Source organism: Psychromonas arctica (assembly GCF_038155225.1).
Classification (GTDB): Bacteria; Pseudomonadota; Gammaproteobacteria; order Enterobacterales; family Psychromonadaceae; genus Psychromonas; species Psychromonas arctica_B.
Genome location: NZ_JBAKBA010000002.1, coordinates 52,533 through 71,139, shown reverse-complemented (window position 1 = coordinate 71,139; position 18,607 = coordinate 52,533). Strand labels below are relative to the sequence as shown.

At 38.8% G+C, this 18,607-nt stretch carries 4 protein-coding genes; all 4 read left to right on the top strand.

Features of this window, described 5'->3' with window-relative positions; translation table 11 throughout:
* Positions 1–192 precede the first annotated feature (192 nt).
* From V6255_RS01480 to V6255_RS01465, 4 genes are read left to right on the top strand one after another with little or no spacing between them, the layout of a single operon-like run.
* Positions 193–1,026, top strand: coding sequence for a helix-turn-helix domain-containing protein (locus V6255_RS01480; RefSeq protein WP_341626553.1), 834 nt, complete (start codon positions 193–195; stop codon positions 1,024–1,026).
* 38 nt (positions 1,027–1,064) lie between these two features.
* Positions 1,065–9,590 carry an SDR family NAD(P)-dependent oxidoreductase gene (locus V6255_RS01475; protein WP_341626552.1) on the top strand — a complete coding sequence of 2,842 codons (8,526 nt, stop codon included), beginning with the start codon at positions 1,065–1,067 and terminating at the stop codon, positions 9,588–9,590.
* Between the two features lie 2 nt (positions 9,591–9,592).
* The gene (locus V6255_RS01470) at positions 9,593–12,541 is read left to right on the top strand and encodes a hypothetical protein (protein WP_341626551.1); all 2,949 of its coding nucleotides are present in this window, start codon (positions 9,593–9,595) and stop codon (positions 12,539–12,541) included.
* Positions 12,542–12,550: 9 nt separating this feature from the next.
* Positions 12,551–18,598 carry a beta-ketoacyl synthase N-terminal-like domain-containing protein gene (locus tag V6255_RS01465; RefSeq protein ID WP_341626550.1) on the top strand — a complete coding sequence of 2,016 codons (6,048 nt, stop codon included), beginning with the start codon at positions 12,551–12,553 and terminating at the stop codon, positions 18,596–18,598.
* Positions 18,599–18,607: the final 9 nt, after the last annotated feature.

The window sequence follows — 18,607 nt, the reverse complement described above, 5'->3', positions numbered from 1 at the left end:
AACTATAAACGGCTTCATGATTAACGTCATGAGGCCGTTTTTATTTGTGCTAGGTAACAAATATTAAAGGAGGGATTTATCTTTTAATATGAAGTATCTAGCATTAAGTTAATTAAAAGTATCGGTAGATTGTATAGGGCATGATACCTGTGTATATTAGTGCTACTTTTTTGTTTTAGTGAACTTATTCTATTGACCGTCAAGCAACATAAAAACGCAACAACCACTCCAGAAATTAGAGCTTTTATTCGCGCTTCTGAATTGCCGACGGCAGTATTAGCACGTCTTTTAAAGATATCTGAATCTACTGTGCGTAAATGGCGCCAACGTGAAACGCTTGAAGATGCTTCTCATATTCCGAAACACTCTAAAACAACACTCACCTTGCAACAACAATATGTTGTGGTGCAACTACGTAGCCATTTGATGCTCTCTCTCGACGAGTTATTAAAAGTTTGTCGTCAATTTATCAATGAAAACACATCCCGTGCCGGTCTACAGCGTTGTTTGAAACGACATGGTGTTTCTAAATTAGCCGATATTGACCCTGCTGGTGAATTGATTGAGCTTGAGCAACAGGTAAGCGTTGCGATTCAAGATAATACTTCCGACAAAGTAATGAATTCAGTGGTTAATCCACAAGCGATGTTAGACGTCTTAAATCAATTACGTCTCGAAGAAGTGAATAAAGAACAAAGCAGTGAGCTTGCTAACCATGCGCGAACAGCAAAAACACGTAGTTTAACTTGTTCTGATGTCGTGCAAGTGAGCGTAACAACGTTGCCTGATCTTGATAAAAAGTCAGAGTTAAAGTCAGAAAAAAATATTAAGCAACATCGTCTATTAATCGCTAATGACCCTGACAGTCAGTGGGTTTATGTGGATTTATATCAAGACGATGAAGCGGATGCTGCAAGACGTTATATGAAACATGTTTTAAAGCACGCACCATTCCATATTCGTCGTTTATTAGCGGCAAATTATAATGAATTTTTAAGCAGATTTCATTTGTTGAGTGAACAGTAAAATTCAGCAAATTAATAGTAATGCCATTGGAGAAAATAATGTCAAAAAAGCAAACCACCAACACAGCGTCAGATAAGCGTATTAACTCTCGCTTACAAGAAACGCCGATTGCAATTGTTGGTATGGCTTCGGTTTTTGCGGAGAGTAAAAACCTTGGACAATTTTGGGATACCATCGTTAACTCTGTTAATGGCATTCAAGATGTGCCTGAAGATCGTTGGGCGATTGATGACTATTATTCAGCTGATAAAAAAGAAGCGGATAAGAGTTATTGTAAACGTGGTGGTTTCTTACCTGAAATTGACTTTGACCCAATGGAGTTTGGCTTACCGCCGAACATATTAGAATTAACCGATATTACGCAGTTAATGGCATTAGTCGTTGCGCGTGACGTGCTAGCAGATGCGGGTGTCAGTGAAGAAAGTAGCTTTGACCGTGATAGAATGGGTATTACATTAGGTGTTGGTGGCGGTCAAAAGCAGGGTGGGCAATTAATGTCTCGCTTGCAAGGCCCGGTATTAGAAAAAGTATTAAAAGCGTCTGGTTTAAATGCTGAAGATACCAATATCATTGTTGATAAATTCAAAAGTGCTTATATTCCGTGGGAAGAGAATTCATTCCCAGGCATGTTAGGCAATGTTATCGCTGGACGTATTGCTAACCGTTTTAACTTGGGTGGCACTAACTGCGTTGTTGATGCTGCGTGTGCAGGCTCTTTAGCGGCAATTAAAATGGCGGTGTCAGACCTTTTAGAATATCGTTCAGATATGATGTTATCAGGCGGTATCTGTTGTGATAACTCGCCTTTCATGTACATGTCATTCTCTAAAACACCTGCGTTCACGGATGGCGATTGTATTCGTCCTTTTGATGATAAATCAAACGGTATGATGATCGGTGAAGGCGTGGGAATGATTGCATTAAAACGTTTAGAAGATGCTGAACGCGATGGCGACCGTATCTACTCAGTGATTAAAGGTATTGGTAGTTCGTCTGATGGTAAATTTAAATCTATTTATGCACCACGCCCAGAAGGGCAATTAAAAGCCTTAAAGCGTGCTTATCAAGATGCTGGTTTTGATCCAAGAACGTGTGGATTAATCGAAGCCCATGGTACGGGGACTAAAGCGGGTGATGCTGCTGAGTTCCGAGGTTTAGAATTACTGTTTAGTGAGAATAATGATCAAAAACAGCATGTCGCATTAGGTTCTGTTAAATCTCAAGTCGGCCATACTAAGGCGGCGGCAGGGACAGCAGGTTTAATCAAAGCTGCACTGGCATTGCATCATAAAGTATTACCAGCGACCATTAACGTTGATAAACCTAATGAAAATTTAGACATTGAAAATACTCCGCTGTATATCAACTCTGAAACGCGCCCTTGGATGCCACGTGCTGATGGGATAAAACGTCAGGCTGGTATTAGTTCATTTGGTTTTGGGGGGACTAACTTCCATTTAGTGTTGGAAGAATATACGTCAACTCAACAGGGGGCTTATCGTTTAAATGAAGTTGCACAATCCTTCTTAATCGCTGCGAATAGCAAAGCTGACTTAATTAATACGATTGAAGCTGAATTAAAGGCGATCAATGTTGATGTTGAACTGCAACCTTATGCGTTTAATCAGTTAGTTGTTTCTCATCCAGTTAAAAAGATCAAAGAAGATCACGTTCGTTGTGGCTTTGTAGCAAAAAATGCAACACAAGCTAAACAAATGCTCGAACAAATTATTAAACAATTAAAAACTGAACAGAGTAAAGAGTGGTCAACACCAACGGGTATTTACTATCGTGAACAGGGGTTAAAAACAGCCGGTAAAGTGGTGGCTTTATTCTCAGGCCAAGGTTCGCAATATGTCAATATGGGGCGCGAATTGGTTTGTCATTTCCCAAGCATGATGGCAAGTCAGGTTTCGATTGATCAGCAATTCCATCAAGCTGGCCAAGCTAATTTATCGAATATAGTTTATCCCATTCCAGTGTTCGACGATCAAAAAAGATCTCAGCAGGAGTTGGATTTACGTTTAACACAGTATGCACAACCGGCTATTGGTAGTTTCTCTGTTGGTTTATTTAATACCTTTAAGCAAGCAGGTTTTAAAGCTGATTTTATGGCGGGTCATAGTTTTGGTGAGTTAACTGCATTATGGGCAGCAGAGGTTATTTCAGAAACTGATTACATGGCATTAACGATGGCGCGTGGCCAAGCAATGTCATCACCGCAAGACAGTGATCTTGATGCGGGAACGATGGCCGCAGTCATTGGTAATGTCGCAGAAATTGAACTGCAAATTTCAACAATCAAAGATGTTAGTATCGCGAACTATAATGCGAACAATCAAGCAGTGATTGCGGGTAGCAGTGAAGCAATAGCGACAGCCACTACACAGTTAACTGACAATGGCTTTAAGGTTATTGCATTACCTGTTTCTGCTGCATTCCACACTCCTTTGGTTGCACATGCACAGCAACCATTTGCTAAAGCAATCGATTCTGTCACTTTTAACAAACCTAAGGTTGCTGTTTATGCAAATGCGACCGGTGAAGCACACAGTGAAGACCAAGCGGCTATTAAAGCATCGTTAAAAGAACATATTTTACAGTCAGTACAATTTAGTAAAGAAATTAATAACTTATATGATGCTGGTGGACGTATTTTTGTAGAGTTTGGCCCTAAAAATGTGTTAACTCGACTTGTTGATAATATTTTAGAAGATAAAGCAGAGGTGTTTAGCATTGCAACCAATAGCAATGCTAAACAAAGTGCTGATTTACAATTACGTCAAGCTGCTATCCAATTGGCAGTGTTAGGTGTAGAACTGGATAATATTGACCCATACTCTGCCATTGCTCGTCCAACCGTTGCGCCTAAAAAGTCACCTTTAGCCATGAAGCTGTCTGGCGCCTCTTATGTTAGTCCTAAAACTAAAAAAGTTTTTGAAGATGGTTTAACTGATAACTGGAAAATCTCTAATACACAACCATCAACACCCATTGTGAAGGAAGTGATTAAAGAGGTAGTGGTTGAAAAAATTGTAGAAAAGATTGTTTATGTTGATGCTCAAGGTCAGCCATTAGTGAATCAACCTTCATCGATTCAAGGCTCATCGATTAAAGAAAGTGCACTTGCTAATAATGACAATCAGCAATTAGCTTCAAGTATAGAAAATAGTGTCGATCAATTTGTTAAGCATCAATCTGAATTACTGGCCGTACACCAAGCTTACTTGGAAGGGCCGAATCAATATGCCGATACTTTTAAAAGTGTATTAGCAGAACAAGCGGGTCAACAAACATTACCGGAAGGGTTAGATAGAACGTTAGCCATGTATCATGATTTCCAGACGGAAACATTGCGTGTTCATGAAACGTATCTGAATAATCAAACTGATAATATGCAACAAATGTTGAATACGGTATCAAATACTCAACACCATCAGTCCAGCTCGAGCGATGTTGCTTCTAATAATGTTACTTCTAATAATGTTGCATCAAATAATACTGCTTCTAATGTCAGTGAAAATGCTAAAACAACTCTGTCAGTTATTTCGAAAAGTGCAACACAACCAGCACCTGTTAATGCATTAAATTTACAACAGCAGTTACAAGCTACACATCAAACCATTCAATCAGCTCAAGCTAAACCTTCAGTTGATATTCAGCCAGTCAATAAGAAAAGTAACGAAGTGGCGCCATTAAGTGGTTTATCTGTAGATTCAGCTCAAGCCATTGAAAGTACAATGTTATCAGTAGTGGCTGATAAAACAGGTTACCCAACAGAGATGTTGGAATTAAGCATGGATATGGAAGCGGACCTAGGTATCGACTCTATTAAACGTGTTGAAATCCTAGGGGCGGTGCAAGATGAAATAGCCGACTTACCAGAATTGGATGCTGAGCAGTTATCACAAATGCGTACCTTAGCTGAAATCGTCACTTACATGAATTCAGTAATGGGAACTGTTGTGTCGAGCTCTGTTAATGCTACTAATGCAACGGCTAACACAGCATCAACTCTTTATAGTTCAACGTCGTCTATCGATGCACAAGCAATCGACATTAACGTTATTGAAAATATTATGTTATCGGTAGTGGCTGATAAAACAGGTTACCCAACAGAGATGTTGGAACTAAGTATGGATATGGAAGCAGATTTAGGTATCGATTCTATTAAACGTGTTGAAATTCTAGGGGCGGTGCAAGATGAAATCGCTGACTTACCTGAATTAGACGCTGAGCAGTTATCACAAATGCGTACCTTAGCTGAGATCGTCACTTACATGAACTCAGTGATGGGAACTATTGTGTCGAACTCAGCTAATACAGCATCAATTGTTGCCAATTCAGCTACGTCTATCGATACAAAAGCTATTGAAAATATTATGTTATCAGTAGTGGCTGATAAAACAGGTTACCCGACAGAAATGCTTGAATTGAGCATGGATATGGAAGCAGACTTAGGTATCGACTCTATTAAACGTGTTGAAATTCTAGGGGCGGTGCAAGATGAAATAGCCGACTTACCAGAGTTAGATGCTGAGCAATTATCACAAATGCGTACCTTAGCGGAGATCGTCACTTACATGAGCTCAGTGATGGGATCTATTGTGTCGAGCTCTGCAGGTGCTGTTAATCATGCTAATGCAGCATCAACCGTTGCTAGTTCAACGTCGTCTATCGATGCACAAGCAATCGACATTAACGTTATTGAAAAGACCATGCTATCTGTAGTGGCTGATAAAACAGGTTACCCGACAGAAATGCTCGAACTAAGCATGGATATGGAAGCGGACTTAGGTATCGATTCTATAAAACGTGTTGAAATTCTGGGCGCGGTGCAAGATGAAATCGACGACTTACCAGAATTAGATGCTGAGCAGTTATCACAAATGCGTACCTTAGCGGAGATCGTCACTTACATGAATTCAGTGATGGGAACTGTTGTGTCGAGCTCTGTTAATCCTGCTAATGCAACGGCTAACAAAACATCAACTGTTGCTAGTTCAACGTCGTCTATCGATGCACAATCAATCGACATTAACGTTATTGAAAAGACCATGCTATCAGTAGTGGCGGATAAAACAGGTTACCCAACAGAAATGCTCGAACTAAGCATGGATATGGAAGCAGATTTAGGTATCGACTCTATCAAACGTGTTGAAATTCTAGGGGCGGTGCAAGATGAAATCACCGACTTACCAGAATTAGATGCTGAGCAGTTATCACAAATGCGTACCTTAGCTGAAATTGTTACTTACATGAACTCTGTGATGGGATCTGTTGTGTCGAGCTCTGTTAATCCTACTGATGCAAAGGCTAACACAACATCAATTGTTACTAGTTCAACGTCGTCCATCGATGCACAATCAATCGACATTAACGTTATTGAAAAGACCATGCTATCAGTAGTGGCGGATAAAACAGGTTACCCAACAGAAATGTTGGAACTAAGCATGGATATGGAAGCGGACCTAGGTATTGATTCTATCAAACGAGTTGAGATTCTAGGCGCAGTACAAGATGAAATCACCGACTTACCAGAATTAGATGCTGAGCAGTTATCACAAATGCGTACCTTAGCGGAGATCGTCACTTACATGAACTCTGTGATGGGAACTGTTGTGTCGAGCTCTGCTAATAATGCATCACCAATTGTTAGTTCAACGTCGTCTATCGATGCACAAGCAATCGACATTAACGTTATTGAAAAGACCATGTTATCAGTAGTGGCGGATAAAACAGGTTACCCAACAGAAATGTTAGAACTGAGCATGGATATGGAAGCGGACCTAGGAATCGACTCTATTAAACGTGTTGAGATTCTAGGCGCAGTACAAGATGAAATCACCGACTTACCAGAATTAGATGCTGAACAGTTATCGCAAATGCGTACTCTGGATGAAATTATTTGTTATATGCAATCAGTGCAAACAGGTCCAATAGTGAATGCTCATTGTTCATTGAATGTTGCGAATGAAGAAACACATGTTAATCCAACGCCAGAAAAATCGATTGTGCTAGATCCTTCACCAAGTGCAACGGTGGAAATAAAAAAGCTTGCTGCACTTGAGTGTATTAACTCAAGTGTTGAAAATAAACATCTGCTATTAGTAAATGATGGGTTAGATAGTGGAGTAGCAACAGCTAACGAATTATCAACATTGGGTTGGACAGTCACTGTATTAACGCCGAGTTGGGTAAAAAGTAAAATCACTAAAGCCTTTAATAAATCAATTTTACAGGTGAGTTTATCTGAGTTAACTGAGCAAACATTAAACCAAGTATTAGAAACACAAGATCAATGGTTGTCAGTTATCTATTTACATCCTAAGACGGCTGTAGAAGGCATTGCCTTTGAGAGTCAGTATAAGAAAGGCTTACAGTTGGCTTTCTTATTGGCTAAGTTAACTAAGCTTAATCAAAATGCTAATGAAAAAAATAACGGTGACCGTTCATCGTTTTTAGTGTTAACACGCCAAGGTGGTGATTTTGCTACTCAGAATATTGATAAAAAAGCAGATCTTGTACAAGGTGGCTTATCTGGGTTAGTAAAAACGTTAGCGCATGAATGGGATAATGTGTTTTGCCGTATTGTAGATATTCCCACTAAATACAATGCTAATAAAGTGGCGAAGATTGTCGTTGGTGAATTAAATGATAAACAACGTCTGCCAGTTGAAGTGGGTTTCAACACTGAAGGACGCTTATCTTTAGTTGCAAAAGAAACAGATAGTTATCAATTAGAAAGTGGAAATCAATTAGATCAAGATGCAGTCTTCCTGGTTAGCGGCGGCGCAAAAGGGGTGACAGCGCATTGTGTTATTGAAATTGCTAACCAGTATCAATGTAAATTTATTTTACTAGGTCGCTCTCGTTATCAAGCGCAAGAAGATGATTGGTCACTAAGTAGTGCCACTGAAGGTGATTTAAAGAAAGCAGCAATGCAACACCTAATAAATAGTGGTGAAAAGCCAAGTCCTAAATTAATTAAGCAGATGATTAGACCTGTATTAGCTAATCGAGAAATTACACAAACATTACAAGCGATTGAAACATTAGGTGGTATTGCTGAATATGTTTCTGCGGATGTATGTGACAAAGAAAAGCTTCAACAGGCTATTAATCCTATCTGTGATTTATGGGGACCAATTACTGGTGTTATACATGGTGCAGGGGTGTTGGCTGATAAGCTTATCGAGCAAAAGACATTAGCGGAATTTGACCAAGTTTATAACACTAAAATCGAAGGATTGAATGCCTTATTAGCTTGTTGTGAGTTAGAAAAGCTTAAGCATCTAGTACTATTTTCATCTGCTGCCGGTTTTTATGGCAACCCAGCTCAGTCAGATTATGCAATTGCTAATGAGATCCTTAATAAAGCGGCTTACCGATTTAAGGCGTTATACCCAACAACGCAGGTATTAAGTTTCAACTGGGGTCCTTGGGATGGCGGGATGGTAACACCTGAACTTAAACGTATGTTTGATGAACGTGGTGTTTACATTATCCCTGTGCAATCTGGCGCAAGCTTATTAGTCAGTGAATTAGCGGCTAAACATAATCGTTGTGTGCAGATTGTTGTGGGAACTGATATGTCAGGTACTGACAGCGAAAATCTTGTGGATCAAAGAGTTGTCGATCAAAGTATTGTTGATCAAAATAATGATAATGCATTGAGAGAATCAAGTCATCAACAGATTAAAACCTTTAATCATTTAGATAATGCTTTGCTAGTCGATCACAAAATCGATGGGCAGCAAGTCTTACCAACGGTTTGTGCTATTGCTTGGTTAAAATCAACCTGTGAGAGCTTATATCCAGAATATCAGTATCAAGGTATTGAAGACTTTAAACTGTTTAAAGGTATTGTTTTTGACGGCTCACAAGCTGGTGAATATGTTATTGATACTAAGATCCTCGAACATAAAGTGCTTAACAGCAAAACAATCCAAGAGTCTGACAATACTTTACGTATTGAAGTGACCGTAGGCAGTGAAAATAAACAAGGTAAACCTGTTTTTCATTATAAAAGTACGGTGAATCTTGCTAAACCATTAGTTGAAAATACACCATTAGCATATCAAGGGATTTTACCTAAACTCGTTAAAAAACAGTCTGCACAAGCAGCATCATTATACCTTGATGGCAGTTTATTTCATGGCCTGAGCCTACAAGGTATTAAGCATATTCATCAATTAGATGATTCAGGCTTATTGCTGGAGTGTGTTATTGATAAATCAGTTACTCAAGCTGAGGGTGAGTTTTTACTTGAAGAAACCAATGTTTTTGCCAATGACTTGGTTTATCAAGCGATGTTGGTATGGACAAGTAAGCAGATGGGATCGGGTAGTTTACCTACCAGTACTGCAGCTTGGCAGGTGTTCCGGGAAGTGAAAGTGGATGAGTTTTTCTTTATAAAACTCAATATTATTAAAACAACCGGACAAAGTGTATTTGCTGATCTGTTATTGATTGATCAAAATAATAACATCATCAGTAAAATAACTGCTGCAGAAGTCACATGCAGTGCAAGTTTAAGTGAGTTATTTAAGGTTAGCGCTTAACCATGCTAGCAGTGATTGGTTTGGAAGTAAGTTTTGCATCAGTCAAAGGGATTGATGCATTCGATTACCATCTTTATAGCAATAAGCCGATCGCACTTATAAAGCAAGATGATCTAGGACTTGTTGATGATGCTAATTTACTGCTTGAACGTTTATTAAATACCAATCATTTAGCCGCTTCAGACGTTGAACTTGTTTTATTAAACGCACCTTCAAATGATGTTATCAATAGGATCGAAGTTGGGTTTGCTAATACGGCTAATGCACTGTCATTGAATTATGCTTTGTTAACGGCCTACCAGCGAAGTGAAAATAATAAACGTGCTATTGTTATCTTATCTCTTAATCAATTACAACGGGATGGTGTTGCTGCTGTTTTAGTGTGTGCTAAATCACTACTAACAGATATCAGAATGACTGAACCATTGGTAACTAAAGTTGAAGAACGAGCTCAATTTCTTCAGCAGCTGAGTTTATGTCATGTTTATGCAGAAATTAATGCGCATTCATCTTTCGTTAATGGCAACAAATCAAATGTTATCTCAGACCATATTCAAGGCTTTATTGCTGACAATCAGTTACAGCCTGAACAAATTGAATCGTTATTAACAACGTCATCTTTAACGGCTCAAACCAATAAAGAACATCAATATCAATGCTTATTGGCATTTGAGAGCCTTAATGCTTCATCTTATAGAGTAGGGTGTAAAATAGGCAATAAAGTAGATGATAACGTAAATCATGATGTCGCTAATGGTGTCACTAACGATGCAACTAATGCAATATCCCTTGAAACGTTAAAACCTAGTTTACTTACAAACAAACCGACATTACTAACAAGTGTTGATTGTATTGAAAACACATCAGGTCATTTTAGTGCAATGATTTCTTTGGCTTCATCTATTTTATGTTTAGACCAGTATTATCGTTTAGGCTCTAAACAAAGTTTGATTGAAGAAGGTAATTCATTAATCAAAGCACGTTGGGAAGCCTCTGGCTTTTATTGCTTAGCGGATTCTACTAGTTACTTATTTTCTAAAGCACAGCTATCTAAAGCACAATTATCGAAAGTATTGCTATCTAAAACACCGCTATCTAAAAACCAGTTATCTAAAAGCGTGTTAGCTGAAAAGAGTACTAAGCGTTATATGGCTGCGAGTCATATCGAAGACTCATCGCATCAACTAATACTACTTTCAAAAGATCATGATGTTATAAAGCAAAGTACCGACTCTGAAGGTGCTTTATCGAAACAGAATGCCATCAACAATGGTTTTCTTGCACAACAAACTACAAAGCCGGTTATTTTTAGTGCTCAAAGCGTTGAACAGTTAATAGACACATTAAACGAAGCGCTGCTATCTGACGATCTACTCTGTGAAGATCTGTTATATGAAAAAATGAACGAAGGTCTGTCTTCAAAGCCGTATGGTGAACTTGAAAATTTAGCACTATTTAAACAATTTGCTGCGCGTCAATATGCAGAGCATTTATATCAACATCAATCATCTGTAGAAACCAGTGACGCTGAATCTGGTACTGATGAACACTGTTACTGTGTTGTGTTATTAGCTTGTTCATTTTCGACATTAAAAAAACAACTACAGTTAGCATTATCTGGCATCCCAAGTTCATTAGACAGTAATACACCATGGAATAAACCATGGAAAACACCAGCCGGTAGTTATTTTAGTGCTAAGCCTATTCGCCGAACAGCAAACAAACAACGGCAACCGCTGAGCTTTGTTTACCCAGGAGTTGGGGCGTTATATGTCAATATGGGCAAAGACTTGTTGCGTTTGTTCCCTGAAGCCTATCAAGCACTATTAAATATCAGCGATGATTTAGCTTTTAGCCTGCAAGATCAATTAATCACACCACGTTTACTAAGTAAACCTGACTATAGTCAATCGGTTGAGCTTGAAAAATCACTGCGTTCAGAACTCGCTAATATTGCAGAAGCAGGCGTCAGTTATGCTTGCCTACTAACGACAATATGGCAACAACAATTACAAATAAAGGCGACCTGTGCTGCAGGCTATAGCATGGGAGAGGTAAGCATGTTTGCAGCGCTTGATTGTTGGAAAACTCCTCAGAAAATGAGTCAACGATTACGTGAAAGCCGCATTTTTACAGAGCAGCTTTCAGGGACTTTAAAGCGTTTAGAAAGTGCATGGGGAGTTTCTTCCTCTATTTCTTCTACCGTCGCAACGAGGACAGCGACTTCAACTACTTCAACTACAGATAGTGATGATGGCGTTTGTCATGTGAATGAGAGTGCGACTAAAAACAAACCACTGTGGGAGTCTTATCACCTTAAGGCAACCGTTGAGCAAGTTGAGTCGCTTATTACATTCTTTCCACGTGTTTATATTACCATTGTTAATACTGATGAAAGCCTTGTGATTGCAGGTGATCCTGAACAATGTATTAAGCTAGCTGAACAATTAAAAGTACGTGCGATTGCTTTAAATGTCCCTAATATCATTCATTGTGATTTGGCTAAAAGTGAATATGAGAATATGCAAACACTCTATTCATTACCGGTTAAACATAAAATATCAACTCAGTTGTATTCAAGCTCTTGTTATTTGCCTGTGCCTCTCACTGAAAAAGCAATTGCAGTCAGTATTAGTAAATGCTTAACAGAACCAGTTGATTTTCCGCGTTTAATAAACAGCATGGCCAAAGCAGGCGAAACAGTTTTCATAGAAATGGGCCCAGGCAAATCCTTAAGCACATGGATTGAGCGTATTCTAAAAAATCAGCAACAAGTGAAGCCTGTTACTTGTTTATCAGTTAATCAGAAAAATTTAGATGACTACAGCGCTATTTTAAAAACCATCGCACCTTTAATCAGCCTTGGTTACCCAGTTAATTGCCAGTCCTTTTTTAGTGGTTCGTTAATACGTCCTGTTAAGAAATTGACGGCTTCAGTTTTAGTATCATAGAGAGTATTTATGGAAAACATCGCCGTTATAGGTATCGCTAATTTATTTCCTGGCTCAAGCGCTCCAGAAGAGTTTTGGCAGCAGTTATTACAACAGCAAGATAACCGCACACCTATCACTGAAGCGGAGTTAGGCGTTAAGCCTGAACAATATTTGGGTAAGAAGGGCGAAAGCGATAAGTATTACTGTCTGTATGGCGGTTATATCCGTGACTTTCACTTTGATGCCGCCGAATATCTATCAAACAAAGGCTCTGCGAACATTAATGCACAGGACTTAAACCAACTAGATGATTTACATCAATGGTCTTTATATGTAACGAAACGTGCTCTGCAAGATGCTGGATATTGGCAAAGTGAACGATTAAAAAATTGTGGCTTAATTTTAGGGAATTTATCTTTTCCTACTAAGCAATCTAATTATTTGTTCATGGATTTGTATCGTGATGTAGTTGAACTTGCTTTACAACAGACGGTACATAAAAACATCTTGCTAAAGGCCTATACTGAAACTAAACAAGTCTCAGCAGAAAATGCATTAGTTGCTGGTTACCCTGCAGCTTTATTGGCGCAAGTTAATGGATTAGGCGCTAACTACTTTGCGTTAGACGCAGCCTGCGCATCTTCATGCTATAGCGTAAAATTGGCTTGTGATTATTTGCAAACAGGTAAAGCAGATATGATGTTAGCAGGTGCGGTGTCTGCTGCTGATTCATTGTTTGTCAATATGGGCTTTTCTATCTTCCAAGCGTTTCCTGAAAATAACCGACATGCACCTTTTGATAAAGACTCTCAAGGCTTATTTGCCGGACAGGGTGCAGGCATGATGTTGCTTAAGCGACACAGTGATGCTATTAATGATGGTGATAATATTTATGCCGTCATTAAAGGTGGCGCATTAACCAATGATGGTAAAGGAGAGTTTGTACTTAGCCCGAATAGCAAAGGGCAGGTATTAGCCTATCAAGAAGCTTATAAAGATGCGCAGATAGATCCATTACATGTTGATTATATTGAATGTCATGCCACAGGCACCCCAAAAGGTGACAAAGTTGAATTAAGCTCTATGGAGCAATATTTTAGTCAATATGACCATAAACCTTTGTTGGGCTCAGCAAAATCAAACCTGGGTCATTTATTAACAGCGGCAGGTATGCCAGCGATGACTAAAGCCATCTATGCCTTAAACAATAAAGTGATTCCAGCCACTATCAATGTTGATAATGCTATTTCTACGCAACAAGCTTATTTCTCAGCGGCACAAATTCCGACAACCACTATTAACTGGCCTGAAAATACGCATAAACCAACTGCTGGAGTGAGTGTTTTTGGATTTGGCGGTAGTAATGCACATCTTGTTTTACAAGCTGGTGATACACCTAATACAAGCAATGACAAACCATTAAATCAAGTCGATCGGCTTGCCATTGTTGGGATGGATTGTCATTTTGGTTCGATAGACAACCTCATTGATTATCAACGCTTATTAACAAGCAATCAAAACGCTTTTAAAACCCTACCTAAGCAACGATGGCAGGGAATAGAACAACAAAAATCAGTATTAAATAAAGTCGGTTTGTCTAACGCACCCTTAGGTAATTATGTAAGTGACTTTGAGATTGATTTTTTACGTTTCAAAATTCCACCAAATGATCAAGACAGCTTAATTCCTCAGCAATTATTAATGATGAAGGTCGCAGATAATGCACTTAAAGATGCAAAGGTAACGCCGGGAACTAATGTTGCTGTATTAGTGGCGATGGGATTAGAGCTAGACTTACATCAATATCGAGGGCGAGTTAATTTACACAGTCAAATACAACAAAGTTTATTGGATCAAGGTATTGAGCTTAACGATCAACAATTAACTGAACTGATTAATATAAGCAAACAAAGCATTAATGAACCTGCTCAGTTAAACCAATATACTAGCTTTATTGGTAACATCATGGCCTCTAGGATTTCAGCACTATGGGACTTTAGTGGCCCTGCATTCACCGTATCAAGCGAAGAAAACTCTGTTTATAAATGTGTTGATATTGCTGATAATTTATTAAAAACAACCGATGTAGAAGCGGTGGTGTTCGCGAGTGTTGATCTTGCGGGTAGTTTTGAAAATATCAGTTTAAGACAACGCTTTACCCCAGTTTCTGAACATGCATCCGTCGCTGCAACACCTTCACAGCAAACTCATTGGTTAGTGGGTGAAGGGGCAGGGGCAATTGTTCTTAAAACCAACAATAAAGCTAATATTGAGGCAAATAATAAAACTAAGCAATCAATTGCGAGTGATAAGATTTACGCCCACATTGATGCTTGTTTGTTTACTACTAATAACAGTACTTTAAATAGTAATGAAACAGCGAATGATCAACTGATTACGCGTACATTAAAACAAGCAGATATAACACCAGAGCAAGTCACACAAGTTGAAGCTTTTGCTGTGGGTAGTCAATATCAGCTAACGAATGAATATTCAACACTGTCTAATCATTATAAAAATGCTGCTATTGTGTCGTCTAAACAAACTGCAGGACATTGCTACAACGCATCGGGCATGGTGAGTTTAATTGCTAGTGTGTTAGCCGTTAAAAACGCATCCTCTCCTCACTTCGTGGCTATCAACGGTTTAGGCATGGACAATAGTATTGCGCATCTCATTCTTTCAAATAATAATGCGACTAAACCAATCATTGCAAGGTCGGACGTTATCAGCAAACCGAGCTTAATTAAAAAAGTGACGTTAGGTCGAAAATCAATATTTGATTCTATTTGTAAAGCGCAAAACAACCCGTTGATGATACAAATCCAACACAAATTTAATGATAAGTTTGGCAATAAGCTCGACAAGCAACTTGATTCAAACACTAAACCTAATTTTAATCTTTCTAATGTTGATCCTATGGCTGAAAAAATGCAAAGAAAAGCGACTGAAAAAATGCCAACAAAAGCACAACTATCTTCTGTAGCTGAGACTGATCCGAACAATACAACCAAGTTAAATAAAACAGAATTGAACTCTGAAAATACAGTATTTACTAATGTCAGTCATACTATTAAACAGCAAAGTCAAACCCATCAGGCTTTTTTACGTGCGCGTTTTATGGCAGAAAAACAGATTTCGAGTTTAATTAAACTACAAGCACAAGTTTCTGCTGGTGAAGTTGAGAGTAATGTAAAAGGATCTGATATCGGTTCTCAACTTTTACAGCCTCAATCGATACAAGATCAACCTTTACAGCCTCAACCTTTACAGCCTCAACCTTTACAACATCAACCTTTACAACATCAAGCTTTACAACCTCAACATACAGATCATCAGCAACAAGCGTCTGTGCTAACTGAACCTCAAGACTCGATAAAGCAATTAGGTAACATTGCTATTCAAGGAGAGAGTGGTTATCACTATCCAAATTTACAATTAATAGAGCAATACAACAAACCAACAAAAGTGGTGTTTGATACTGCTCAACTTGTTGAATTTGCTGAAGGGGATATTGGGAAAGTATTTGGTGATGAATATAGTGTGATTGATACCTATAAACGTCGTGTCCGTTTACCAACGACAGATTATTTATTAGTCAGCCGCGTTACTGAGCTTGATGCGGAGACACATCAATATAAAAAAGCATCGATGTTTACAGAGTATGACATTCCATTAGATGCGCCTTTTTTAATTGATGGACAAATTCCATGGTCAGTGTCAGTTGAATCTGGACAGTGTGACTTAATGCTGATCTCTTATATTGGCATCGACTTTCAAAACAAAGGCGAGCGGGTTTATCGATTATTAGATTGTGAATTGACTTTTTTAGAAGAGATGGCCTTTGGCGGTCAAACGCTACGTTATGAAATTCATATTGATTCTTACGCTAAAAATGGCGAGCAATTGTTGTTTTTCTTCCATTACGATTGTTATGTTGGCGATAAAAAAGTACTGATCATGCGTAATGGCTGCGCAGGGTTCTTTACCGATGAAGAGTTAGCTGACGGGAAAGGTGTGATCAGTACAGCAACGGATAAAGCTCAATTAGATGCGGCTAAAAAATCAGTATTTACACCGTTAATTCACAATACACAAACACACTATAACTACCAAGATATGTTGAAGCTCGTACAAGGTGATATCAAAGGATGTTTTGGTGATGCCTATGATCAACAAGGTCGTAATCCATCATTGAAGTTTTCATCTGAAAAATTCTTAATGATCGAACGCATTACTAAGATTGATAGAAATGGCGGTCATTGGGGCTTAGGATTATTAGAAGGTCAAAAAGAATTAGCGCCAGATCACTGGTATTTCCCTTGTCATTTTAAAGATGATCAAGTGATGGCCGGCTCTCTCATGTCTGAAGGTTGTGGGCAAATGGCGATGTTCTTTATGTTGTGGTTAGGTATGAATGGGCAAGTTAATAATGCACGTTTTCAACCTATGGCAGGTGAAGCTCAAACGGTTCGTTGCCGAGGCCAAGTGAGACCGCAAACTAATACATTAACTTATCGAATGGAAGTCACTGATATTGGGTTGTCCCCACGTCCTTTCATTAAAGCTAATATTGATATTATTCTTGATGGTAAGGTGGTTGTTGACTTTAAAAACCTCTGTATGGAAATTAAAGAGCAAGATCAGAACAGCCCATGTCCAGTGGAATTACCTACTAACGTCATGCTGATTGATCAATCACCTGCAAATAAACAATCTCAAAGTAGCTTATTTGATGGCAATATTGAGTCGCCACTTAGTGGTGAGGTGGTGAGTTTAGACATACCAGACGAACGTGGTATTAAACCTTTTGTACATATTAACCGACCTTTGATGCGTGTTGAGTCTGATTTGACGGCAGCGACTAACAAAGGTGTCGTGCCTATAAAGCATTTCCAAGCGCCATTAATGCAAGGACAAAATAGAACCCCTGACAGTGTTCCGTTTACGCCGTGGCATCTATTTGAATTTGCTACTGGTGATATAAGTCAGTGTTTTGGTCCTGACTTTGATGTTTACCAAGGTCGAACACCACCAAGAACGCCCTGTGGTGACTTGCAAGTGGTAACACAAGTCATTGATGTGCAAGGAGAGCGTATGGACTTTAAAACGCCTTCTAGCTGTATTGCTGAGTATGTTGTACCTGAAGATGCTTGGTACTTTACTAACAACACCCATCAAGATTGGATGCCTTACTCGTTGTTAATGGAAATTGCCTTACAACCGAATGGCTTTATCTCTGCTTACATGGGGACCACGTTAAAATACCCAGATAAAGATCTTTATTTCCGTAATTTAGATGGTCACGGCGAGTTAGTTAAACGTATTGATTTACGTGGTAAAACCGTTATTAATAAGTCCGTTTTATTGTCGACGAGTATGGCGGGTGGTGCGATCATTCAAAGCTTTAGTTTTGATTTGAGTGTTGACGGTGAAACTATTTACCGAGGTGGTGCGGTGTTTGGTTACTTTAGTGCTGACTCATTAACCAATCAACTTGGCATCGATAACGGTAAGGTCACCTTACCTTGGTTTGTTAACCACAAAATACCACAGGCAAAAATCAAACAAATTGATTTAACGAACAAGCAACATAACCTGTTTACAGTAGACGAGAAAAAACCTGCATATCGACTTGCTGGTGGTCAATTAAACTTCGTTGATACCGTGAGCATTGTAGAAGGTGGCGGTGACCATAAGATCGCCTACATCTATGGTGAACGTACTATTGATGCCAGTGATTGGTTCTTCCGTTATCATTTCCATCAAGATCCTGTTATGCCTGGTTCATTAGGTGTTGAAGCTATCATTGAGCTATTACAATGTTATGCTTTGACAAATGACCTAGGGAAACAATTTAAGAACCCTCGTTTTACAACGTCTAATACAAAAGTGGCGTGGAAATACCGTGGACAAATTACACCTTTAAATAAACAGATGAGTTTAGATATTCATCTTACAGAAATTATTACAACCGACTCAGAAGTGCGCTTAGTAGGGGATGCAAACTTATCGAAAGATGGTTTACGTATTTACCAAGTGAAAGATATTGTCCTGAGTATTGTTGAAGCTTAAAGAGAAAAA